Below are 22,913 nucleotides of genomic sequence, written 5' to 3' on the forward strand. Positions count from 1 at the left end.
ACAACTCCACCAGAGCCAATCCCGGCCTCCCGCCACACGCCACAACGACGTGCACAGAAAAGCCGAACACGGCCACCGTCAACCATCAGCTGGGACCGAAGTGTCAAGCATCTCCCGGGACCGGACAGACGCTGGTCAGGGCGGTGCGTTCAGATTTTCTCTACGAGGTTCAAGGCGGCTTCCGCCCGCCGAGGCTGGCCGCCGTCGCCGACAAACCCGCCGTTCAATCGGGAGGCCAGCTACGCCGCAGGTGGCGAGCCGCCCCGGCAGTCGGGGGTAATCCGGGGTTGCCGGAGCGGCAATCTGCCTGGTCGCCGGGCTGACCGTAACTGGGCTCCTGGCGGAGCAAGTTGTCGCCTACGACCGTCCTACGGCCGGATCGCAGGCACAGGGCCGACCAGGGGGCCGCCCCTCACGTTCGCCGCCGGGCTCACCGAGGGCGGTGGCCGGCGCTGCCTCCGGCGGGGAGCGAAGCTCCCGGCCGCCCGTCGCAGGCCAACCCCTCCCGCCCCGGCCCCCGCGCTGCGAGACTGATCGACGCACCAGCTGGCCGCACGCCTGCTGTGGGTCGCCCCGGCGGCCGCCCGCCGAACCGCGTAGGTCATTGGGCCTACCTGATTGGTCTAGACCCTTGACGGCAGTAGTGACGGCAACAACCACGAACAACCCCGGCCGAACCCGCACCTCAGCGGACCGTCGAATACCGCTTGACCTGCGAAAACGCAGGTAGAGAGGGGTCGCGTAGCACACGTACTATGTGCTGGCTGGCTCGATACCAGTCCTGGTCCACAATTCTGGCTGTTGGACGGCATCCGATGACGTGCTGGACCATATCTACGACACCTATGGACCGGCGGTGGCTCAAGGGGTGGAGTACAACATAGCTCGATATGGCGAGGGCGCTACTGGACATGCCCTCAATGGGATCGGAACTGATGCGGTGGCTACCGCGCACTACCTCGCGCAGCCTCGCAATTTCACCCACGTCGACTCTTCGACCGGCAATGCCGTCCACTATGACTCGTCAAACAAAATACTCGTGGTTCGAACCCCGCAAGACGTGCATGCCTACAACTTCACAGAGCAGCAGTGGAAGAATGCCGTCGGAACAAAATATGTCGAACCCTAATCGGTCGGTCCGGTTTTCGATTGGGGCGGGCATTGTGCTGCTGATCCAGATGATTTCATGAAGCGGGTACGTCGAGTGAGGGGCTGGGCGCATGGGCGCGGTCTCGATGGCAAAGGAATAGGATTTGCATGCATATGGAATATATGGAGGGTGAATTCTCCCTCACGATGAACCGTCGCGAGGTCGTCATGATCATCTCGGTTTTGGGGTGGGTAGATGCTCTAGTCCCGTCCGACCAAGCGTTCAAAGATTACGTCGGCTGGTCGAGGGGGGAGTGTGAAGCATTTACGGACATGCTCGCCGACTTCTACCGGTCGGTCCCGCCCGGAACTCCCGAATAAATCGATTGTGAAGGGGATCACTATTGCCTCGAGTGGGGCGGCGGCGTCGACGGAGATGCAGCGCTGCACAAAGTAGTAGTGGTTCATCCCCGATAGTCGGCTGTTTGGGTCGATGGGCTGGTAATTAGCTCTTTTTAATATTAGGCAGGGTGCCTGGCTGAAGCAGAGATGTTCTCGCTGCCCAGGCGGGTAGGGAGGGTCTCATGTGGTGATTCTCGCGAGCGGATGACGAGGTCCACGCCTTGCTCCGGGGCGCGGTCGAGTGTCAGAGGCCGTGGAGGCAGACCTGCCGGCGTCCGGCCCGGCCGCGTCGAGGGGGTCGCCAGTAAGTGTGGTGAGACGAGGCTGCTGTCTCTCCGGTCCGCCTTGCCGACACGTGTGGACGTGCCCGTCGTCGCCTGCCAGGATGGGGTGCCAGGGAGGGGGCGCTTTGGGCTGGGATCCGCATGAGCTGTTGGCGCCATGGCCGGCGGCGACTCCGTATCCCCCGCGTACTCGCGAGAACCATCGTTGCCACGTGGCTGATTGGCTCGATCACGGTTGCGAGACGGGCCTGGCGTGGGACAGGGCCGCCGCCCAGCACGTCGCGCTGTGAGCCCACAGGCCTGGGGCACCCCACAGCTCCACGGCGCGGCGCATCTCCGCGGTCCGCTCCTTCTACGCGTAGTCGCTCCGCAGTGACGCCGTCGCGCACAACCCGGCGGTCCGCCGCCCTCGTCTCGGGAATCCCGCCCAACTGACCCCGGCAGGTCTCGGCTCATGGTAGATGGCGGTCCTTCTCGCCGTGTTCGACGAGCGGGGCCCGCACGCGTCGCCAGTGAGAGCCGGCACGGCGGCCCGCTGTTCACCGGCCGTACGGGAATCAGGATGCCGCACCGTTATCCCCATGACCTGCTCCGTGCGGTGGCCAGAGCGAGCGGCCTGCCTTCACCACCCGTATGAGGTGACCGAGGCGGGCTGGGTCAGTGGTGACGATCTCGTCGGGGGCGTCGCTCTCGCGGAGGCGGAGGGTGCCGTCGGGGGTGGCCGCGAGGTAGAGGCAGTTGCCGGACTCGTCGCCGCTGAACGATGATTTCTGCCAGGTGAGTTGGGGCACTGTGGGCCTCTCTAGAGGTCGTACAAGAGGTGTTGGATCAGCATCAAGGAGCCCGGTACCGCCTGCGCTTCGGGGGCGTGCGAGGGTGCGATCGGAGGGAGCGCGGATTCCTTCAACCGGGTGAAGAGCGCACGGTATTGGGACAGATGGTCAGGTGCGTCACGGTAGATCGGCTCGTTCGGATGTTCCAGTACGACCGTGGCCAGTTCTTCGACCGGCGGCCGCACGTACAGGAACGGGGTGCTGACGCCCAGGAAGGTTCGTGCGCGGAACGGGAAGACCTGGATGGTCACGTTCGGCAATCTCGACAGTTCGATGAGATGCAGCAGTTGCCTGCGCATAACAGTGGAGCCGCCGTAGTGCATGCGCAGGGCGGCCTCGTGGATCACGGCGTGCACAGCGGGGGCGTTCTCGCCCACGAGAGGTCGCTGCCGCTCCAGCCTGAAGGCAATGGCGTCCTCGGCTGTGGCGTGTTTGGGCTTCACGTCTGCGAACAGAGCCCGGATGTACTCCTCGGTCTGGAACAGGCCGGGGACGAGCAAAGGCTCGTACGAGCAGAGGCTGACCGCACCGGCCTCCAGTTCCGCGAGGTTGAGCGCGTACTGAGTGACCCTTCCCTGATAGGCGCTCCACCAGCCCTTGCCGCTGGACTCGGACATGGCGACCAAGGCTTCAAGATATGGGGCAGAAATGCCCCCGTAGTGCTGGCATAGCTTGTGCATCCGGTCGGTGGTGACGGCCGTGCGGCCGGCCTCGATCTTGCTCAGGAAAGGGGCCTTCATGTCGGCCGCCGCAGCAGCGTCGTTCGTGGAGATGCCGCGGGCCTCGCGCAGTCTGCGCAGCTCGGCCGCGACGCGCCGCTGCCGTTCACTGATCCTGGTTCGTAGCGCCAAGGGTCCGTCCTTTTCTGGGAGTTGGGTGTCACTCTTTCGTGGAAGGTGGTGGAAAATCTGGCCCCACTCGCTCTACCGTCAGTATCGCAACCGGCACACACTGTGTGTAGCCGAGCGGTGAATCTTCCCTAGGGCGGAGGCCTCATGAACAACGAGGACGACTGGGAGTACAGCATCAACCTCCCGCACAACCCCCTCGCCGTCGACGTCGCGCGCGGTGCCCTGCGGCTGATCCTCCGCGCACATGGGTTCGGCGAACTCCTCGTCACAGCCGAACTGTTGGTCTCCGAGCTGGTCACCAACGCGCATGTGCACGCCCCTGGCCCTTCCTGTCTCCGCGTGAAGGGCTCGGCTAAGTGGCTGCGGCTCTCGGTCTGGGACACCAGCAGTGTGCCGCCCCGACTTCCACGGCTGTGCGGCGCCGAGCGTGAAGAGGGGCGCGGGATCGGGATCGTCGAAGAGCTTGCCGACCGGTGGGGGCATTACTCCCTCGGCGCGCCCGTCCCGCGCGGGAAGCTGGTCTGGTGCGAGCTGGGCGGTGGGTGACTCGTGGGAGGGAACCGGCGTCAGGCGGTCGCCGACGAGGTCAGGCCGTTCAGCAGGAGCATGGTGAAGGTGCGGGCCCATTCGGCGTCGACAGGCTCGGCGCTCACCAGGGACCGGTGGACGACCGCGCCGGCGACGACGTCGAAGATGAGGTCGACGGTGCGGGCCGCCTCCTCGGGGTCGGACTCCGGGGGGAGTTCGCCGCGGGCGTGGGCGCGGGCCCGGCCCTCCAGGACGAGGTCCTTCTGAGGGTCGACGATGGAGGCGCGGATGCGCTCGCGCAGGGCGTCGTCGCGGGTGGACTCGGCGACGGCCGCCATCAGACCGCTCTTGGCCTCCGGGCGGGCCAGGATCGCCGCGAACTGCAGGACCACGCCCTCGATGTCGGCGGCCAGGCTGCCGCGGTCGGGGAGTTCGAGTTCGCCGAAGAGTTCCGCGACCGCGTCGACGACCAGTTCGTTCTTGCCGGACCAGCGGCGGTAGAGGGTCGTCTTCGCCACGCCCGCGCGCGCGGCCACATCGCCCAGGGTCAGCTTCGACCAGCCCAGTTCGACCAGCGCCTCCCGTGTCGCAGCCAGGATCGCGGTGTCCGCGGCGGCGCTGCGCGGACGGCCGGTACGGCATACGGGGGTGCGGCTCTGCATCCCCCGACCATAACCGGCGGTTTGTTCCGGGCTCCCGTGAGGCAGATCACCAGAGGGCGATACCGGGGGGTGCTGTTGTGGCGGCACTCAGTGCCATTACGCTACGACTCGTAGCGTAAGCGCGTGTCGTCGGGGACGTGCACGGAACGCTTTTCATGTAGGGGCGCTGACGGGGGAGGATAGACGCATGCAGCCACGGAACATGTCCATGAGCGGAGTCGTCGACCTCGCCGCGGTGAAGGCGGCCCAGGAGGCCAAGGCGAAGGCGGAGCAGACGCGCGCCGAAACGGCGCGGCAGGGCGGCGCGGGGGCCGTCTCCCCGGCCGATCTCGTCATCGACGTCGATGAGGCGGGTTTCGAGCGGGAGGTCCTGCAGCGGTCCGCCGAGGTGCCGGTCGTCATCGACTTCTGGGCCGAGTGGTGTCAGCCCTGCAAGCAGCTGAGCCCCGTCCTGGAGCGGCTCGCCGTCGAGTACAACGGCCGCTTCCTGCTCGCCAAGATCGACGTCGACGCCAACCAGATGCTGATGCAGCAGTTCGGGGTGCAGGGCATCCCGGCGGTGTTCGCCGTCGTCGCCGGGCAGGCGCTGCCGCTCTTCCAGGGGGCGGCCGGCGAGGCCCAGATCCGGCAGACCCTCGACCAGTTGGTGCAGGTCGCCGAGCAGCGCTTCGGGCTCACCGGTCTGAGCGTCGATCCCGACGCCGAGCCGGGCGGCCGTCCGGAGGCCGCCGCGGCCGAGCCGGTCGGGCCGTACGACGGACTGCTCGAAGCCGCCGTACAGGCGCTGGACGCCGGTGACTTCGGCGGCGCGGTGCAGGCGTACAAGAACGTGCTCGCCGACGACCCGGGCAACAGCGAGGCCAAACTCGGGCTCGCGCAGGCCGAGTTGCTTCAGCGGGTGGGCGGTATGGATCCGCAGCAGGTGCGCAAGGAGGCGGCCGACCGACCCATGGACGTCGAGGCGCAGATCGCCGCGGCCGACCTGGATCTGGTGGGCGGTCATGTCGAGGACGCCTTCGGGCGGCTCATCGACACCGTGCAGCGCACGGCCGGCGATGACCGGGACGCCGTACGGATGCGACTGCTCGAACTGTTCGAGGTGGTCGGGCCCGACGACCCCCGGGTGGCGGCGGCCAGGCGGGCGCTGGCGCGCGCGCTGTTCTGATCCGGACGGAGCGCGGGTTCTGACCAGTCGCTAAACGTCAGAGCCCGTGTCGCCGGAGTGAAAGTTCTGCCGAGAAGGTTCTTCCGCGGCCGCGTTTTACCAAATCTTGGTAATCGCGGCCGCTGTTACTGCCAGTAAGACGAGGGCGTTGATCTGTCGGATTCTGTCCATCCATCAACAGCTTTGTCCTGGGCATGGATGACACCCTGTGTTGCCGGTCGAGACCTGTGGGTCGTTGTTCGGTTATCCGGCCGTTACTAGCCAGTAACGAACCCTCTTGTGCGGGCGGCGAGAATGCACCACGATCGGCCACGCTCGGTCCAATCCCGTACCCCGACAGCCGGTTGGGTCAACGGGTTTTCCTGGGTCCCCACCGAGCAGGGCAGGCGGCAGTGGCGCCGGCCCTTGGGCAGGGGGGTCTTCGCTGCGCGAAGCCTGCCCAGCAAGGTTGTGCGTGATGCGTGTCAGGCGCGACCAGTGGTTGTCGCTCGGGGGTGATCGCCGGTGATCGGTGCGCGGTTCGCGCCTCCGAGTTACGGGCGCTCCCCTTCCCGAGGACGTAGCACTTCTCCCATCCCTGCCCGGCTGAGCCGCCGTTTCAGGAGGCTAGTCAGGGCCAGGAGATGTACGTCCGAGAAGGAGGAAATATGGAGTCCCAGGTGCGTGGCGGGACCAGATGGAAGCGGTTCGCTGTGGTCATGGTGCCCAGCGTCGCCGCCACGGCATGCATAGGTGTCGCCCTCGCGCAGGGTGCACTGGCCGCGTCGTTCAGCGTGTCCGGCCAGTCGTTCAAGGTTACGGCCGACCAGCTCGACGGCACGGGCTTCTCGCAGTACGGCGCGATCGACTCGGGTTACACCCTCGACGGCAAGAAGACGGCTCACCCCGTCGCCGTCTCCGGGTTCAAGAGCGCCACGATCACGAACATGTGCCAGTCCGTGGTCACCCCGAACATCCCGCTGATCGGTTCCGTCAGCCTCACGCTGAAGGCGGGCGGCGGCAGTAAGCCGGTCGAGGCCGAGAACCTGTACATCGACGTCGAGGACCTTTCGGCGGACGCCGTGTTCCGGGGTCTCGACATCGGCGTCGCGGCCAAGGACGCCAGCAAGGGTCCTGGTCTCAAGAGCGGTGACGCGGCGAACCCGTTCGGGTTCGCCCAGCAGGCCGACTCCGTCACGCTGACCGACGTGAAGCAGACGGCGTGGGCGACCACCGCCGGAACCTTCAAGCTCAGCGGCCTGAAGATGTCGCTGTCGACGGGTGTCAAGGAGTGCTACTAAGCACTCTCTGACGGGCGGGGGAGCCGGTGGCGCCCCCGCCCGTCCATCGTGAAGGCCGGGTCTTCACGCGCTGTACGACTCACCACCACAGAAACGCCGCACCAGGGAGCTGTTTTCCATGAGCGCCGAGACCCCTGCCGACCCCGGTCAGTTCACCCGCCGGAGGCAGCAGTTCCGCGCCTGGCGGGGCACCAGGCCTTTCTGGGCGGGCCTGTTCGTCCTTCTCGCCGGCTTCCCCATCGCCTACTTCCCTTACGCGCACCTCCAGGTGGGCCATCTGACACTGGCGATGTCGACCACCGCGGGCGCCGGGTCGCTGATCATCGGTGTGCTGCTGGGCGTCCTGGGCATCAGTCTGTGGTTTCAGAAGCACGTACAGGTCTTCGCGGGCGTCGCGGCGATCCTGCTCGGCCTGGTCTCCATCCCGGTGTCCAACCTCGGCGGATTCCTCATCGGCTTCCTGTTCGCGCTGATCGGCGGGGCGATGGCCGTGTCCTGGGCGCCGGGCACGCCGCCCGCCCCGGCCCAGGCGCCCGACGCCGTCGCGAACGCCGGAGACGCCCCCGAGGGCGCGTTTCCCGAGGGTTCCGCCCCGGCGGGCGATCTCACCGTGAACCCGTACAGCACGGGCCCGGCCCCCGCTGCGGGGCCGTCCTTCACCAAGGACGACGAGGCGCCGGGCGAGCCGCACGATCTGCACGAACTGTCACGAACGAGCCCGGCGAACGGGGCGAACGGGAGGCACAGTGCCGGCTGACGAGGTTTCCACCGGGAGCGATGTGGACGCTGCCCGCGTGAGAACCACCGGGCCGCGCCATGCGGCACCCAAGAAGCCGCTGTTCACGAGATTCCACGTGCCGGCCGGCAAGGCGATAGCCCTGGCGGCCATGCCGACGGCGGTTCTCATGGGGATGGGCTTCACGCCGACCCTCGCCAACGCCGACGACCAGCCGGCGTCCAAGAGCCTCACGATCGACGAGTACAAGGACTGCGTGGCGGCCCTGGAGGGCGCGGACGCGTCCGCGTCGGCCTCGCCGTCGCCGTCCGCCTCGGACAGCGCGAGCGAGGACGCCGGCAGCTCGAAGGGCGACTCCAAGGACGAGTCCACGGACGGTTCCAAGGGCGGCTCGAAGGACACGTCGGGCGACTCGGGCGACAAGGGCGGCTCCTCCTCGTCGGATTCAGGTTCCGGCGACGCGGCGGAGCCCTCCCCTTCGGCGTCCTCCTCGCCCGCGAAGTCGGCGACGTCCGGTGACACCGCGACGGCGAGCCCCTCGGCCACCGAGACGAGCAAGAGCGTCCTGGAGACCGTCGGCGACGCCATCACGGACCTCTTCGACGGCAAGGACGCCGACTCGACGGCCACGGCGAGCCCGTCCCCGTCGGCCTCCGGATCGGCCTCGGCCGGCGACGCGTCGTCGGGCTCGGGCTCCGGCTCCTCGGACCCGTCCGGCTCCTCGGGCTCCGGCACGTCGGGCAAGGACTCCTCCGGCACGTCCAAGGGCACCAAGGACGCCGTCACCGACAAGGTGAAGGACACCGTCAAGGACACCGCCGAAACGGCCGGGGAGACGGCGAAGGACGCCGGGAAGGCCACCGGCGACGCCACGGCCTCGCCGAGCCCCTCGGAGAGCGCCACCACGAACGCCGACGACTGCCCCGTCGCCACCGACGACGAGGGCGGCATCGACAACAAGATCAGGCTGCCCGACGACCCCTGGTACCTGAACGCCAGTTCGCTGCTCCTCAAGGGCGCCGACTACCAGGGCGTCGTCAAGGTGAAGACCGCCAACGGCACCGTCAAGGAGGTGCTGAAGTACGTCATCTCCGACGGGACGGACATCGGCGACCTGCACCAGACGGTCAACGACAAGCAGTCCGGCCGGACCTACCACGTGCAGGCCGGCAAGGGCACCACGTCGACCATCCGCGACGGCGACACGATCATGTACACGGAGAGCATCTCCGGGAACCTGTTCGGCCTGATCCCGATCACGTTCAGCCCGAAGAGCCCGCCGCCCCTGAACATCCCGCTGATCTACTTCACCAACGTGAAGGTGCAGCAGGCGGGTCAGTTCGGCGGCACGCTGACCGTGCCGGGACTGCACCAGTACACGACCGCCGGCTGACGGACGACACGAGCAACACCGGCTGAGCGCCCCCCAGACCCGTCCGGGAGCCGCACAAGCGCTGAGGGCGCCCCCTTCAACAGGGGGCGCCCTCAGCGTCGTTCACGCCCCTTCGCGGGGCTGCCGGGATCAGTCGCGGGAGCCGCCGCCGCCGAGGTGGTGGACGCGCAGCATGTTGGTGGTGCCGGGGACGCCGGGGGGCGAACCGGCCGTGATGATGACGATCTCGCCCGGGTTGAAGCGGTTGATCTTGGCGATCTCCATGTCGACCATGTCGACCATCTCGTCCGTGGTGTTCACGAACGGCACGACGTGCGACTCGACGCCCCAGCTCAGCGCCAGCTGGTTGCGGGTGTTCTCGTCGGTGGTGAAGGCGATGATCGGCTGGGACGCCCGGTACCGGGACAGCCGGCGGGCGGTGTCGCCGGACTGCGTGAAGGCCACCAGGCCGCGGCCGCCGAGGAAGTCGGAGATCTCGCAGGCGGCACGGGCGATCGAACCACCCTGCGTGCGCGGCTTCTTGCCCGGCACGAGCGGCTGCAGACCCTTGCTGAGCAGCTCCTGCTCGGCCGCGGTGACGATCTTCGACATCGTCTTCACGGTCTCGATCGGGTACGCGCCCACGCTCGACTCGGCGGACAGCATCACCGCGTCCGCGCCGTCCAGGATCGCGTTGGCCACGTCGGAGGCCTCGGCGCGGGTCGGACGGGAGTTGGTGATCATCGACTCCATCATCTGGGTCGCCACGATCACCGGCTTGGCGTTGCGCCGGCACAGCTCGATGAGGCGCTTCTGCACCATGGGGACCCGCTCCAGCGGGTACTCGACGGCGAGGTCGCCACGCGCGACCATCACACCGTCGAACGCCATCACGACGTCCTCCATGTTGTCGACCGCCTGCGGCTTCTCCACCTTGGCGATGACGGGGACCCGGCGGCCCTCCTCGTCCATGACGCGGTGGACGTCGTTGACGTCCTTGGCGTCCCGGACGAAGGACAGCGCGACCAGGTCGGCGCCCATCCGCAGCGCGAACCGCAGGTCGTCGATGTCCTTCTCGCTCAGCGCGGGCACGTTGACGGCCGCGCCGGGCAGGTTGATGCCCTTGTGGTCGGAGATGACACCGCCCTCGATGACGATCGTCTTGACCCGCTGGCCCTCGACGTCCAGGACCTTCAGCTCGACGTTGCCGTCGTTGATGAGGATCTGGTCGCCGCGCGAGACGTCACCGGGCAGGCCCTTGTACGTCGTGCCGCAGATCGTCTTGTCGCCGGGGACGTCCTCGGTGGTGATGGTGAACTCGTCACCGCGCACCAGCTCGACGGGACCCTCGGCGAAGGTCTCGAGACGGATCTTCGGGCCCTGCAGGTCGGCGAGGACACCGATGGCCCGGCCGGTCTCCTTGGCGGCGGCCCGGACCCGGTCGTAACGGCCCTGGTGCTCGGCGTGCGTGCCGTGGCTGAAGTTGAAGCGGGCCACGTTCATGCCGGCCTCGATCAGCGACACGAGCATTTCATGGGAGTCGACCGCGGGGCCGAGAGTACAGACGATTTTCGAACGGCGCATGGGGCGATCCTATCGGTTTGTTTCGCAACGGAATATTCCGTCTGGTGGAAGATACAAATGAGAAGGGATGTGCTCAGTTGCCACGCGGCGGAGCCGCATTTCAACGCGGCTGCTCGGTCGCCACGCGGCGGAGCCGCATATCAATACCGTTCCACCAGTGCGTAGGTCTGTGTGGCGATCTCCAGTTCCTCGTCCGTCGGCACCACGGCGACCGCCACCCGCGCGCCGGCGGGCGAGATCAGCCGCGGCTTGTCGCCGCGTACGGCGTTCAGCTCGCCGTCCACCGCCAGACCCAGCGACTGAAGGCCCGCGAGGGCCGCCTCCCGCACCGGCGCCGCGTTCTCCCCGACCCCGGCGGTGAACGCGACGGCGTCCACGGTGCCGAGTACCGCGTAATAGGCGCCGATGTACTTCTTCAAGCGGTGAATGTAGATGTCGAAGGCGAGCTTCGCCCGCTCGTCGCCCTCGTCGATCCGCCGCCGGATCTCCCGCATGTCGTTGTCGCCGCACAGCCCGATCAGACCGCTCTTCTTGTTGAGAAGAGTGTCGATATCGTCGATGGACATTCCCCCAACGCGCGCCAAATGGAAGATGACGGCCGGATCGACGTCCCCGGAGCGGGTCCCCATGACGAGACCCTCGAGCGGGGTGAGCCCCATCGAGGTGTCCACGCACCGGCCCCGCTCGACCGCCGACGCGGACGCCCCGTTGCCCAGGTGCAGCACGATGACGTTCACCTCTTCGGGGGTCTTCCCCAGCAGCTTCGCCGTCGCCCGGGAGACGTACGCGTGCGACGTCCCGTGGAAGCCGTAGCGGCGCACGCGGTGCGCGTCGGCGGTCTCGACGTCGATCGCGTAACGGGCCGCGGCCTCCGGCATCGTCGTGTGGAAGGCGGTGTCGAAGACGGCGACCTGGGGCAGATCCGGCCGCAGTGCCGTCGCGGTGCGGATGCCGGTGAGATTGGCCGGGTTGTGCAGCGGCGCGACGGGGATCAGCCGCTCGATCTCGGCGAGGACGGCGTCGTCGATCACCGTCGGCTCGGTGAAGTGCTTGCCGCCGTGCACCACGCGGTGGCCGATGGCGGCGAGCTCGGGGGAGTCCAGCCCCAGCCCGTCCTTGGCCAGCTCCTCCGCGACGGCCTTCAGCGCGGCGTCGTGGTCGGCGATCGGCCCGCTCCACTCACGGCTCTCGCCGCCGGCCGCCAGCGGCGTGTGCTTCAGCCGGGAGGACTGCTCGCCGATGCGCTCGACGAGCCCGCTCGCCAGCCGGCTGCTGTCGCGCATGTCGAGCAGCTGGTACTTCACCGACGAGGAGCCGGAGTTGAGGACGAGGACGCGCGTGGAGCTCACTGGGCGGTTGCCTTCTCACTCGATGTCTGGGCCTGGATCGCCGTGATGGCGACGGTGTTGACGATGTCCTGCACGAGGGCGCCCCGCGACAGGTCGTTGACGGGCTTGCGCAGCCCCTGCAGCACCGGCCCGACCGCGATCGCGCCGGCCGAACGCTGCACGGCCTTGTAGGTGTTGTTGCCGGTGTTGAGGTCCGGGAAGATCAACACGCTGGCCTGCCCGGCGACTTCGGACCCCGGCAGCTTGGTCGCCGCGACGGTCGGCTCCACGGCCGCGTCGTACTGGATCGGCCCCTCGATCTTCAGGTCGGAGCGCCGGGCCCGGACCTGCTCCGTCGCCTCCCGCACCTTGTCGACGTCGGCGCCCGAACCCGACGTGCCCGTCGAGTACGACAGCATCGCGATCCGCGGCTCCACGCCGAACTGCGCGGCGGTCGCCGCCGACTGGATGGCGATGTCGGCGAGCTGCTCGGCGTTCGGGTCGGGGTTCACGGCGCAGTCGCCGTAGACCAGGACCTTGTCGGCGAGGCACATGAAGAAGACCGACGAGACGATGTCGGCGTCCGGCTTGGTCTTGATGATCTCGAAGGCCGGGCGGATGGTCGCGGCCGTGGAGTGCACCGAGCCCGAGACCATGCCGTCGGCGAGGCCCTCCTGCACCATCAGCGTGCCGAAGTAGTTCACGTCCGAGACGACGTCGTACGCCAGCTCCACCGTGACGCCCTTGTGGGCGCGGAACCCGGCGTACAGCTCGGCGAAGGAGTCGCGCAGCTCGCTGGTGGCCGGGTCGATCAGCTGGCAGTCGCCGAGGTCGATGCCCAGGTCGGCGGCCTTCTTGCGGATCTGGTCGACGGGCCCGAGGAGCGTGAGATCGCAGACGCCGCGACGCAGCAGCACCTCGGCGGCGTGCAGCACCCGCTCCTCCGTGCCCTCCGGCAGGACGACCCGGCGCTTGTCGGAGCGGGCCTGTTCGAGGAGCTTGTGCTCGAACATCATCGGGGTGAGCCGGTCGGTGCTGGGCGCGGAGACCCGCTTGAGCAGCTCACCGGTGTCGACGTGCCGCTCGAAGAGCCCGAGCGCGGTCTCGGCCTTGCGCGGGGTGGCCGCGTTCAGCTTGCCCTCCATCGAGAACAGCTGCTCGGCCGTGGGGAAGCTGTTGCCGGGCACCGACACGACGGGGGTGCCGGGGGCGAGGCGGGCGGCCAGGGTGAGGATCTCGTCGGTCGGGACCTCGCCCAGGGTGAGTACCACCCCGGCTATCGGCGGGGTGCCGGCGCTGTGCGCGGCGAGCGAGCCGATCACCAGGTCGGCCCGGTCGCCCGGGGTGACGACCAGCGCGCCCGGCGTGAGAGCGGCCAGGAACTTCGGCAGCATGGCCCCGCCGAAGACGAAGCCGAGGGCGTCGCGGGCCAGCCCCGAGTCGTCGCCCAGCAGCACCCTCGCGCCCAGGGCGTGACTGATCTGCGCGACGGTCGGCGCGGACAGGGCCGGCTCGTCGGGCAGCACATAGCAGGGGACAGGCAGCCGGTTGGTGAGGTGGGAGGCGATCTCGTCGCGGTCCTCGCGGTCGACCCGGTTGGCGACCATGGCGAGGATGTCGCACCCGAGGCCCTCGTACGCCCGGTAGGCGTTGCGGGTCTCGGCGAGCACGGACTCCGTGGTCTGCCCCCGGCCGCCGACGACCGGCAGCACGGACGCGCCGAACTCGTTGGCGAGGCGGGCGTTGAGGGCGAGCTCGTCGGGGAACTGGGTGTCGGCGTAGTCGGTGCCCAGGACGAGGACGACGTCGTAGTCGCGGGCGACCAGGTGGAACCGGTCGACGAGGGTCGAGACCAGCTCGTCGGCCCCCTGCTCGGCCTGCAGCGCGGACGCCTCGTGATAGTCCATGCCGTAGACGCTCGTCGGGTCCTGCGCCAGCCGGTAGCGGGCGCGCAGCAACTCGAACAGCCGGTCGGGTCCGTCGTGGACGAGGGGCCGGAACACGCCCACCCGGTCGACCTGCCGGGTCAGGAGTTCCATGACCCCCAGCTCGACGACCTGCCGGCCGTCGCCGCGGTCGATACCGGTGACGTACACGCTGCGGGTCACGCGAGCTCTCCGTTTCCTTGCAGTTTCAGGGACACAAAAATCGCCCACCTAGGTGAGCAGATCCCTCTTGACAATACCCCTGGGCGTAGATAAGGCGCCCGTCAAGCGACAGCCCGCTCGGCGGCGTGAAACAATCGAACCTGGCTCCCCGGTACCCACAGCGAGCAGGAGACACAGCACGATGCGCATCGGAGTTCTCACCGCAGGCGGCGACTGCCCCGGCCTGAACGCAGTGATCCGGTCGGTCGTGCACCGCGCCGTCGACAACTACGGCGACGAGGTCATCGGCTTCGAGGACGGCTACGCGGGTCTCCTGGACGGCCGCTACCGCGCTCTCGACCTCAACGCGGTGAGCGGCATCCTGGCCCGCGGCGGCACCATCCTCGGCTCCTCCCGCCTGGAGCGCGACCGGCTGCGCGAGGCCTGCGAGAGCGCCTCCGACATGATCCACGACTTCGGCATCGACGCGCTCATCCCGATCGGCGGCGAGGGCACGCTGACGGCGGCGCGGATGCTGTCGGACGCCGGGCTGCCGGTGGTCGGCGTCCCGAAGACGATCGACAACGACATCTCCTCCACGGACCGCACGTTCGGCTTCGACACGGCGGTCGGCGTCGCCACCGAGGCGATGGACCGCCTGAAGACGACGGCCGAGTCGCACCAGCGGGTGATGGTCGTCGAGGTGATGGGCCGCCACGCGGGCTGGATCGCGCTGGAGTCCGGCATGGCGGCGGGCGCGCACGGCATCTGTCTGCCGGAGCGCCCCTTCGACCCCGCCGACCTGGTGAAGATGGTCGAGGAGCGGTTCGCGCGCGGCAAGAAGTTCGCGGTGATCTGCGTCGCGGAGGGCGCGCACCCGGCCGACGGCACCATGGACTACAGCAAGGGTGCGATCGACCAGTTCGGCCATGAGCGCTTCCAGGGCATCGGCACGGCACTGGCGTACGAGCTGGAGAAGCGGCTCGGCAAGGAGGCCCGCCCGGTCATCCTCGGCCACGTCCAGCGCGGCGGCGTCCCGACGGCCTACGACCGCGTCCTCGCGACCCGCTTCGGCTGGCACGCGGTGGAGGCCGCGCACCGCGGCCAGTTCGGACGGATGACGGCGCTGCGCGGGACGGACGTGGTGATGGTGCCGCTGGCGGAGGCGGTGACCGAGCTGAAGACGGTCCCGAAGGACCGGATCGTCGAGGCCGAGTCCGTTTTCTAGACATTTCAGGCGCTGCTGGACGTATCTGGGCTGGACGTATCTAGGCGGTCCGGCTTGCAAGGCTCGTCCAGAAGGTGTCGACGATCCGGTCGAGGAAAGCCCGGCCGGCGTCGCTCGCCTCGTCGGCCGCGCCGCCGTCGCCCCAGCTCAGCGTGGCGGTCAGCTGCCCCTGGTAGTCCCGGTGCAGCTCCTGGAGCGCGTTCTCCAGGAGCCGCCGGTCCAGGGGCACGATCCTGCCCACCGGTTTCACGTACGCCTGCCAGCGGGTGCTGACGGCGGTGCGCAGCAGTTCGGCGAGCCTGGCCTCGTGGCCGGTTACGGTGATCAGGTCGGGCAGCGAGAGGTCGAGCAGCTCGGCGAGCGCGGCGGACTGCCGGTCCGTGCCGTGCCACTGCCCGCTCTCCTCCATCCGCGTGTATGCCGGGAACTCGTGCCCCACGGCCCGCGCGACGTCCTCCGGGGCGAGACCTCGGGCGATGCGGTGCTCGCGCAGGGTGCGGGGCCGTCCGATCAGCTCGGCGGGCGAACACCACAACACCCCTGCCAGGGCGGTGAGTTCGGGGTAGGCGGGGGTGAGTGTCCCCCGTTCCCAGGCGTGGACGAGGTCGGGCGTGGCATGCGCGAGGGCGTAGGACGCGCGGAGCCCGTGGGCGACGTGGGCCGGGGTCATCCCGAGGGCGACGCGGAGCCTGCAGGCGGCGGGCGCGTTGAAGGGAGGACCTGCCTGGCGGGTGTGGGACGGGGGTCTGGGCACGGGGACAACGTAGGGGGTGGGTGGCGGGGTGGCTACAGGGGGTTGGGCCGGAGTGACGGATCGTAGAAGGGGTTAAGGGCGTCCCGTGCGTCCCGCGTGTCCCGTGTGTCCCGTGTGTCTCGTGTTCCCTGTGATCTTCCCGATGACCGGTCCGTAGTAGGTCCCGCCCTGGAAGGTGATGTGGTCGCCCCCGGAGCCGGAGCCGGAGCCGCGTCGGGGGCCTTCCGGGGTGCCAAGGGTGTCGGACGTGTCCTGTGGGTGGTGCTTGCGCAGGACCGCCACCGCCACCTCCGCCGCCTGCGCGGCGGCCAGTCGTTGTGACCCGGTGGCGTCGGCCCTGCTCTTCCTCGCGTCGGCGCGGTCGCTGATCCCGCGGATCACCAGGGCGCTCACCTGGCCGTTCAAATGGGCCGCGTGGGCTGCGCCCGAGCCCTCCATCTCGATCGCGGCGGCGTCGTTGTAGTGCTCGCGAAGGAACGTGACGATTTCGGACTCGGCGTCGGCCAGGACGACGTCCCCCGAGGCGATCGGCTTGAAGTGCGGCCGTACGTCCGTCATGTCCCGCACGGCCGAACGGGCCGCCTGGACCAGGGCGTTGGACGCGTGCCAGGCCTCGGGGCGGGAGTGGAAGCCCTGAGGGGTCCACTTGCCGCCCTGGATGCCGTAGACCTTGGTGCCGACGAGGACGTCCCCGATGCCGATGTCCTCCTTCAGGCTGCCCGCGATGCCGACGAACAGCACGGCCTGCGGGCGGAGCCAGTTGATGAGCTGGGTGGTCATCGCGGAGGCGTTGCTCACGCCCTCGCCCAGCTCGGCGAGCGCCACCTGCCAGGACGTGCCGTCCAGGCGGCCGATCTCGACGCGGGTTCCGTCGGGATGGACGTCCTCCTGCCGGTCGGCGATGTGGGCACGCACGGCCGCGTATTCGAGCGCGAGTGCGGTAAGGACCACGACAGTGGGTTTTGTCTCTGACACACCTTTAAGGTACTGCCAGGTTCATCGGGGGAGAGGGTGGTTGCAGTGGCCGAACAGGACGTCGGGGCGGGGCAGTTGCTGCTGGCCGAGTACCAGAGCGTCAAGGACGAGCAGAAGGCGCGGATCGGGTTCCGGGACAACCTGCTGTACGTGACCCTGGCGGTGGTGGCCGCCGTCATCGCCGCGGCGGCCCAGGCCAAACAGACGTCCATGCTGCTGGCGTTGCCGCCGGTGTGTGTGGTGCTGGGGTGGACCTACCTGGTCAACGACGAGAAGATCTCGGCCATCGGACGGTATGTGCGGGGGGAGTTGGGGCCACGGCTGGCGCAACTGACCGGTACCGAGGCCGCTTTCGGGTGGGAGACCTATCACCGGGGCGATGCCCGGCGGGTGTCCCGGAAGGTCGTGCAGTGCGCCGTCGACCTGCTGGCGTTCTGCGTCGTGCCGTTGGCCGCGCTGGTCGTGTACTGGAGCGGGGGACAGGTCTCGGCGGGCCTGCTGGTGCTGTCCCTGGCCGAGGCGGCCGGCGTGGTCGGGCTGGGGGTGTTCGTGGTGCTGTACGCGATGCCGTTCGGGAGCGGAAGCGGAGCAGGCGGCGGAGGCGGAGCAGGCGGCGGGGGCGGAGCCGACAGTGATGACGGAGCCGACAGTGGTGGCGGACCCGGGGGCGATGACGGAGCCGGCAGTGGTGGCGGAGCCGGGGGGTGACCCCGTCTCACCGTCCCTTTCCGGCACTCCGTACCCATCGGTACACCAGTTCCGGCCTCCCGACCTGCCCGTACAGCGGCTTGCGTTCCGCTCGTCCCGCCTCCACCAGGTGTTCCAGGTACCGCCGGGCGGTGATCCGGGAGATTCCCACCGCCTCGGCGACGCCCGCCGCGGTGAGCCCCTCCTGGGCCTCCCGTATCGCCTCCGTCACCCGCTCCAGGGTCGGTGCGCTCAGGCCCTTCGGGAGCGCGGCGGGCCCGGGTGCGCGCAGGGCGGCCAGGGCGCGGTCGACCTCGTCCTGGCCGCTCGCCTCGCCCGCGGCACCCCGGAACTCGGCGTACCGGACCAGCCGGTCCCGCAGGGTTGCGAACGTGAACGGTTTCAGTACGTACTGGACGACCCCCAGGGAGACGCCCTCGCGCACCACTGTCAGGTCCCGCGCCGACGTCACCGCGATCACGTCGGCGTGGTAGCCGGCCGCGCGGAGCGATCGGGCCAGTTGCAGCCCGTGCGCGTCGGGGAGGTGGAGGTCGAGCAGGAGCAGGTCCACCGGGGTGCGGTCGAGCAGGCGGCGGGCTTCCGCGCCCGTGTGCGCCTTCCCGACCGCGACGAAGCCCGGCACCCTCCCGACGTACATGACATGGGCGTCCGCGGCGACCGGATCGTCCTCGACGACCAGTACTCTGATCGGCTCCTCGGCCGTCATCCCCTGCCTCCAGACGTAGACGCGGAACCGGATGCACCGGACGCGGAGCCCGCCCGCAACGGCAGACTGACCGTGAACTCGGCTCCGCCGCCCTCCGCCTCCGCCACCGACAGCGTCCCGTCGTGCCGGTGCACGGCCTGCCGGACCAGGGCCAGCCCGAGGCCCCGGCCGCCCGGCCCGGCCGGTTTCGTGGAGAAGCCGCGTTCGAAGACGAGGGAGGCGTGCGCGGGATCCACGCCCGTTCCCGTGTCCGTCACCCGGAGCAGGAGCTCGTCGCCCTGCGTGTACGCGGTCACGGTCACCCGCGCCGGCACGCTGCCCTGCGCCGCGTCGACGGCGTTGTCGATGAGGTTGCCCAGGATCGTCACCAGGTCCCGGGCCGGCAGCGACTCGGGGAGCAGCCCGTCGTCCAGGTCGCTGTCCGGTGAGACCACCAGCTCCACGCCCCGCTCGTTGGCCTGGGCCGTCTTGCCCAGCAGCAGGGCCGCCAGGACCGGCTCGCTGACCGCCGCGACCACCTGGTCGGTCAGCGCCTGGGCGAGTTCCAGTTCCGCCGTCGCGAAGTCCACGGCCTCCTCCGCGCGGCCCAGCTCGATCAGCGAGACCACCGTGTGCAGGCGGTTCGCCGCCTCGTGGGCCTGCGAGCGCAACGCCTGAGTGAAGCCCCGCTCGGAGTCCAACTCGCCCGTCAGGGACTGGAGTTCGGTCACATCGCGCAGGGTGACGACGGTGCCCCTGCGTTCGCCGCCCGACACCGGGGAGGTGTTCACCACCAGTACCCGGTCCGCCGCGAGATGGACCTCGTCCACCCGGGGTTCCGAGGAGAGCAGCGCGCCCGTCAGCGGGGCCGGCAGGCCGAGGTCCGCCACCGACGTGCCCACCACCTCTCCGGAGACGCCCAGCAGCTCCTGGCCGCCGTCGTTGATCAGCGCCACCCTGTACTGCCCGTCCAGCATCAGCAACCCCTCGCGCACCGCGTGCAACGCGGCCTGGTGGTAGTCGTGCATCCGGCTCAGCTCCGCCGCGTTCATGCCATGGGTGTGCCGGCGCAGGGACGCGTTGATGACGTACGTGCCGATCGCGCCGAGGGCGAGCGCGCCGACGGCCACCCCGAACAGGGCCGTCACCTGGCCCTGCACCCGCTTGCTGATCGACTCGACCTTGATGCCCGCGCTGACCAGTCCGATGATCCGGTCGTTGCCGTCCTTGATCGGGGTGACGGCGCGGACGGACGCGCCGAGAGTGCCGGTGTAGGTCTCGGTGAACGTCTCGCCCTTCAGCGCCCTGGCCGTGTTGCCGCGGAAGCGCTGGCCGATCTGGGTCACGTCCGGGTGGGTCCAGCGGATGCCCTTCGGATTCATGATCGTGACGAAGTCGACCTCCGCGTCCTTCATGACGCGCAGGGCGTAGGGCTGGAGCTCGACGGTGGGGTTCGGGGTGCTGATGGCCGACCGTACCGAGGGGGAGTCGGCGACCGACCGGGCCACGGCCTTGGCCTGGAGGCCTGCCGCCTCCTCGGCCTGGCTGCGGTCGCTGACGTACGTGAACAGCGCGTATCCCGCGACGAGCACCGCTATCAGCACCGCCTGCATGGCGAAGAGCTGGCCGGCGAGGCTGCGTGGTCTCGGGAGGTCGGGGATGCGCATGTCGTCAGTGTGCCTCCGAGGTTAAGTGTGAACTAAATGAACGGAAGGGTGACCGCGCTCACAGGGGCGGGGGATAGTCGCCGCATTCCCCCATAACTCCCCGGACGTGAGCCGCACGCCGGTGATGCCGACGAAGACGTCAAGGAGGGCAGCCGTGGCCGCCAGCAGCACCCCCGATACGGCACCTGCCGCACCCGTGGTCAAGCGGGACCGCACCCACTATCTCTACCTCGCGGTGATCGGCGCGGTCGCCATCGGCATCGCCGTGGGTCTCATCGCCCCCGACTTCGCCGTCGAGCTGAAGCCCATCGGCACCGGTTTCGTGAACCTGATCAAGATGATGATCTCGCCGATCATCTTCTGCACGATCGTTCTCGGCATCGGATCCGTACGGCAGGCCGCCAAGGTCGGCAAGGTCGGCGGTATCGCGCTCGGCTACTTCGTGGTCATGTCCCTCGTGGCGCTCACCATCGGCCTGGTCGTCGGCAACATCCTGGAGCCGGGCAGCGGGCTCCACATCACCGACGCCGTGAAGGAGAGCGGTCAGGCGCAGGTCTCCGCGGAGGCCAAGGACACCACCGAGTTCCTGCTCGGCATCATCCCCACCACGATCGTCTCCGCATTCACCCAGCCGGACGTCCTGCAGACCCTGCTCATCGCGCTGCTCTGCGGTTTCGCCCTCCAGAGCATGGGCAAGGCCGGCCAGCCGGTGCTGCGCGGCGTCGAGCACATCCAGCGGCTCGTCTTCCGCATCCTCGCGATGGTCATGTGGGCCGCCCCGGTCGGCGCGTTCGGCGCGATGGCCGCGGTCGTCGGCTCGGCGGGCGTGGACGCGCTCAAGAGCCTCGCCGTCCTGATGCTCGGCTTCTACACCACGTGCTTCCTGTTCGTCTTCATCGTGCTCGGCGCGCTGCTGCGGATCTTCGCGGGCCTGAACATCCTGACGTTCTTCAAGTACCTGGCCCGTGAGTTCCTGCTGATCCTCTCCACCTCCTCCTCCGAGTCGGCGCTGCCGCGGCTCATCGCGAAGATGGAGCACCTGGGCGTCAGCAAGCCCGTCGTCGGCATCACCGTGCCGACCGGCTACTCCTTCAACCTCGACGGCACCATGATCTACATGACCATGGCGTCCCTGTTCATCGCCGACGCCATGGGCACGCCGATGTCGATCGGCGAGCAGATCCCGCTGCTGCTCTTCCTGTTCGTCGCCTCCAAGGGCGCGGCCGGTGTCACCGGCGCCGGCATGGCGACCCTGGCCGGCGGCCTCCAGTCGCACAAGCCCGCCCTGGTGGACGGCATGGGCCTCATCGTCGGCATCGACCGCTTCATGAGCGAGGCCCGCGCCCTCACCAACTTCGCGGGCAACGCCGTCGCCACCGTCCTGGTCGGCACCTGGACCAAGGAGATCGACAAGGAGCGCGTCCAGCTGGTGCTCGCCGGGGGTCTGCCCTTCGACGAGAAGACCCTGCTCGACCACGAGGACGAGGCCGAGGACGACTCCGCGGACCTGCCCGAGCAGCGCGAGGGCGGCGAGAAGGAACTCGCCAAGGCCTGATCCGCTGACGGGCCCCCGACTCCGGGTGTCCGGCCCCGCCTGAACCGGGGCCGGACACCCGGGCACCGCACCGCCGCACCGCCGCACCACCCCCGTCTCCACCCTCACCACTCCCGTCCCCACCTTCTCCACCTTCTCCACCCCACCGTCTCCGGGCGGCCGAGCACTCCCCCGTGGCTCGGTCGCCCGGTTTTGTTGTCGGCGCACGGTGTCGTCGGCGTTGCCTTGACGTCGGCGTCAAGCCGTACCTTCGTAGGCATGCGCATCGGCGAGCTGGCCGCGCGGGCCGGGACCACGACCCGGACGCTGCGGTACTACGAGTCCCGGGGGCTGCTGCCCGCCCGGCGGAACGACAACGGATACCGGACGTACGACGAGGCCGACCTGAAGCTGTTGCGGCAGATCAGGACGCTTCAGGACTTCGGGTTCGACCTGGAGGAGACGCGGCCCTTCGTGGAGTGTCTGCGGGCCGGGCACCCGGAGGGCGACTCCTGCCCGGCGTCGCTCGCTGTCTACCGGCGCAAGCTGGCGGAGCTGGACGAGCTGATCGGGGAGTTGCGGGCGGTGCGGGAGACGGTCGCGGGGCAGTTGGTCAGGGCCGAGCAGGCCCGCGACGAACTGGCAGCCGAGGCGCTGGTTCCGGGGGGTCCGGAACCCGGGTGTGAACTGGGCCCGAGGGTGGCCCCAGAAGGGCGGGAGTTGTGATCAAGGCTGAGGGCGTGGCGGAAGTGACGGACGCGGACTTCGGGTGGGAGGTGCTGGGGGCAGGGTTGCCGGTGCTGGTGGAGTTCACCGCCGACTGGTGTCCGCCGTGCCGGCAGATGGGGCCGGTGCTGAGGGCGATCGCCGCGGAGGAGGGCGAGCGGCTGAAGGTGGTGCAGCTGAACGTGGACCTGAACCCGGAGACGACCAACGCCTACAAGGTGCTGTCGATGCCGACGTTCATGGTGTTCCGCGACGGTGAGCCCGTGAAGGCGATGGTGGGGGCCCGGCCCAAGCGGCGGCTGCTGGAGGAGCTGTCCGACGTGCTCTGAGCCCGTGGCTCCGAGCCCCCGTCGCACACTTCGCCGGGCAGCTCACCGGATACGAAGAAATCCCCCGAGCAATTGCGCTCGGGGGATTTCTTTGCGTATATTCGAT

At 69.1% G+C, this 22,913-nt stretch carries 20 protein-coding genes and 1 pseudogene; 11 read left to right on the top strand and 10 right to left on the bottom strand.

The genetic code is table 11. From position 1 onward, the window contains the following. Window positions 1-820 precede the first annotated feature (820 nt). Window positions 821-1,129 (top strand): hypothetical protein, encoded by a 309-nt coding sequence (locus ACZ5SK_RS23550; RefSeq protein ID WP_334577152.1) that lies wholly within the window; start codon window positions 821-823, stop codon window positions 1,127-1,129. Window positions 1,130-2,332: 1,203 nt separating this feature from the next. On the opposite strand, the gene ACZ5SK_RS23555 is transcribed toward ACZ5SK_RS23550, so the two are convergent. Beyond that, complete coding sequence (locus tag ACZ5SK_RS23555) at window positions 2,333-2,566, bottom strand: DUF397 domain-containing protein (protein ID WP_334577151.1); 234 nt, start codon at window positions 2,564-2,566, stop codon at window positions 2,333-2,335. An 11-nt stretch (window positions 2,567-2,577) separates the two neighbouring features. Further along, a complete protein-coding gene (locus ACZ5SK_RS23560) occupies window positions 2,578-3,459 on the bottom strand; it encodes a helix-turn-helix transcriptional regulator (protein ID WP_334577150.1) in 882 nt (293 codons plus the stop codon). A 144-nt stretch (window positions 3,460-3,603) separates the two neighbouring features. Here ACZ5SK_RS23560 and ACZ5SK_RS23565 point away from each other — a divergent pair, with 144 nt between their 5' ends. Then, the gene (locus ACZ5SK_RS23565) at window positions 3,604-4,005 is read left to right on the top strand and encodes an ATP-binding protein (protein WP_334577149.1); all 402 of its coding nucleotides are present in this window, start codon (window positions 3,604-3,606) and stop codon (window positions 4,003-4,005) included. A 20-nt stretch (window positions 4,006-4,025) separates the two neighbouring features. On the opposite strand, the gene ACZ5SK_RS23570 is transcribed toward ACZ5SK_RS23565, so the two are convergent. Then, window positions 4,026-4,649, bottom strand: a complete 624-nt coding sequence (locus ACZ5SK_RS23570) for a TetR/AcrR family transcriptional regulator (RefSeq protein ID WP_334577148.1) — start codon at window positions 4,647-4,649, stop codon at window positions 4,026-4,028. Window positions 4,650-4,836: 187 nt separating this feature from the next. Here ACZ5SK_RS23570 and ACZ5SK_RS23575 point away from each other — a divergent pair, with 187 nt between their 5' ends. From ACZ5SK_RS23575 to ACZ5SK_RS23590, 4 genes are all read left to right on the top strand, one after another. After that, window positions 4,837-5,814 (top strand): tetratricopeptide repeat protein, encoded by a 978-nt coding sequence (locus ACZ5SK_RS23575; protein WP_334577147.1) that lies wholly within the window; start codon window positions 4,837-4,839, stop codon window positions 5,812-5,814. 647 nt (window positions 5,815-6,461) lie between these two features. Further along, on the top strand, window positions 6,462-7,094 hold the full coding sequence (locus ACZ5SK_RS23580) for a DUF6230 family protein (protein WP_334577146.1): 633 nt from the start codon (window positions 6,462-6,464) through the stop codon (window positions 7,092-7,094). Between the two features lie 118 nt (window positions 7,095-7,212). After that, window positions 7,213-7,851 carry a DUF6114 domain-containing protein gene (locus tag ACZ5SK_RS23585; protein ID WP_334577145.1) on the top strand — a complete coding sequence of 213 codons (639 nt, stop codon included), beginning with the start codon at window positions 7,213-7,215 and terminating at the stop codon, window positions 7,849-7,851. Further along, the gene (locus ACZ5SK_RS23590; RefSeq protein ID WP_334577144.1) at window positions 7,841-9,223 is read left to right on the top strand and encodes a hypothetical protein; all 1,383 of its coding nucleotides are present in this window, start codon (window positions 7,841-7,843) and stop codon (window positions 9,221-9,223) included. The genes ACZ5SK_RS23585 and ACZ5SK_RS23590 overlap by 11 nt, the downstream gene beginning before the upstream one ends. A gap of 129 nt (window positions 9,224-9,352) precedes the next feature. Here ACZ5SK_RS23590 and pyk read toward each other — a convergent pair whose 3' ends face one another. From pyk to pta, 3 genes are all read right to left on the bottom strand, one after another. Next, a complete protein-coding gene (pyk, locus tag ACZ5SK_RS23595) occupies window positions 9,353-10,786 on the bottom strand; it encodes a pyruvate kinase (RefSeq protein ID WP_361710460.1) in 1,434 nt (477 codons plus the stop codon). A gap of 140 nt (window positions 10,787-10,926) precedes the next feature. After that, a complete protein-coding gene (locus tag ACZ5SK_RS23600; RefSeq protein WP_468576568.1) occupies window positions 10,927-12,135 on the bottom strand; it encodes an acetate kinase in 1,209 nt (402 codons plus the stop codon). Continuing rightward, window positions 12,132-14,222 (bottom strand): phosphate acetyltransferase, encoded by a 2,091-nt coding sequence (gene pta, locus ACZ5SK_RS23605; RefSeq protein ID WP_334577141.1) that lies wholly within the window; start codon window positions 14,220-14,222, stop codon window positions 12,132-12,134. Before pta ends, ACZ5SK_RS23600 begins: the two co-directional genes overlap by 4 nt. Before the next feature lie 181 nt (window positions 14,223-14,403). On the opposite strand from pta, the gene ACZ5SK_RS23610 reads away from it, so the two are divergent. After that, window positions 14,404-15,429, top strand: coding sequence for an ATP-dependent 6-phosphofructokinase (locus ACZ5SK_RS23610; protein WP_079659442.1), 1,026 nt, complete (start codon window positions 14,404-14,406; stop codon window positions 15,427-15,429). A 40-nt stretch (window positions 15,430-15,469) separates the two neighbouring features. Here ACZ5SK_RS23610 and ACZ5SK_RS23615 read toward each other — a convergent pair whose 3' ends face one another. Together ACZ5SK_RS23615 and ACZ5SK_RS23620 are read right to left on the bottom strand one after the other, a co-directional pair. Further along, window positions 15,470-16,183 carry an XRE family transcriptional regulator gene (locus ACZ5SK_RS23615; RefSeq protein ID WP_468576570.1) on the bottom strand — a complete coding sequence of 238 codons (714 nt, stop codon included), beginning with the start codon at window positions 16,181-16,183 and terminating at the stop codon, window positions 15,470-15,472. A gap of 72 nt (window positions 16,184-16,255) precedes the next feature. After that, on the bottom strand, window positions 16,256-17,158 hold the full coding sequence (locus ACZ5SK_RS23620; RefSeq protein ID WP_468576572.1) for a 5'-methylthioadenosine/S-adenosylhomocysteine nucleosidase: 903 nt from the start codon (window positions 17,156-17,158) through the stop codon (window positions 16,256-16,258). Window positions 17,159-17,203: 45 nt separating this feature from the next. Between ACZ5SK_RS23620 and ACZ5SK_RS23625 the strand changes: the two are divergent. After that, window positions 17,204-17,740, top strand: a pseudogene (locus tag ACZ5SK_RS23625) (hypothetical protein); the annotation flags it as partial. A 133-nt stretch (window positions 17,741-17,873) separates the two neighbouring features. Here the strand turns inward: ACZ5SK_RS23625 and ACZ5SK_RS23630 are convergent. Continuing rightward, window positions 17,874-18,572 (bottom strand): response regulator, encoded by a 699-nt coding sequence (locus tag ACZ5SK_RS23630; protein WP_334577138.1) that lies wholly within the window; start codon window positions 18,570-18,572, stop codon window positions 17,874-17,876. After that, window positions 18,569-20,218, bottom strand: a complete 1,650-nt coding sequence (locus ACZ5SK_RS23635; protein WP_334577137.1) for a sensor histidine kinase — start codon at window positions 20,216-20,218, stop codon at window positions 18,569-18,571. Before ACZ5SK_RS23635 ends, ACZ5SK_RS23630 begins: the two co-directional genes overlap by 4 nt. A gap of 124 nt (window positions 20,219-20,342) precedes the next feature. Between ACZ5SK_RS23635 and ACZ5SK_RS23640 the strand changes: the two genes are divergently transcribed. The 3 genes from ACZ5SK_RS23640 to ACZ5SK_RS23650 all read left to right on the top strand — a co-directional run bounded on the left by ACZ5SK_RS23640 (window position 20,343) and on the right by ACZ5SK_RS23650 (window position 22,807). Next, entirely contained in the window at window positions 20,343-21,773 is a 1,431-nt protein-coding gene (locus tag ACZ5SK_RS23640; protein ID WP_361710478.1) for a cation:dicarboxylate symporter family transporter, read from the top strand. Window positions 21,774-22,031: 258 nt separating this feature from the next. Beyond that, window positions 22,032-22,478 carry a MerR family transcriptional regulator gene (locus tag ACZ5SK_RS23645; RefSeq protein WP_361710469.1) on the top strand — a complete coding sequence of 149 codons (447 nt, stop codon included), beginning with the start codon at window positions 22,032-22,034 and terminating at the stop codon, window positions 22,476-22,478. Next, a complete protein-coding gene (locus ACZ5SK_RS23650) occupies window positions 22,475-22,807 on the top strand; it encodes a thioredoxin family protein (RefSeq protein WP_334577134.1) in 333 nt (110 codons plus the stop codon). The genes ACZ5SK_RS23645 and ACZ5SK_RS23650 overlap by 4 nt, the downstream gene beginning before the upstream one ends. Window positions 22,808-22,913 lie beyond the last annotated feature (106 nt).

It is taken from the genome of Streptomyces sp. NPDC031474, from assembly GCF_055581185.1.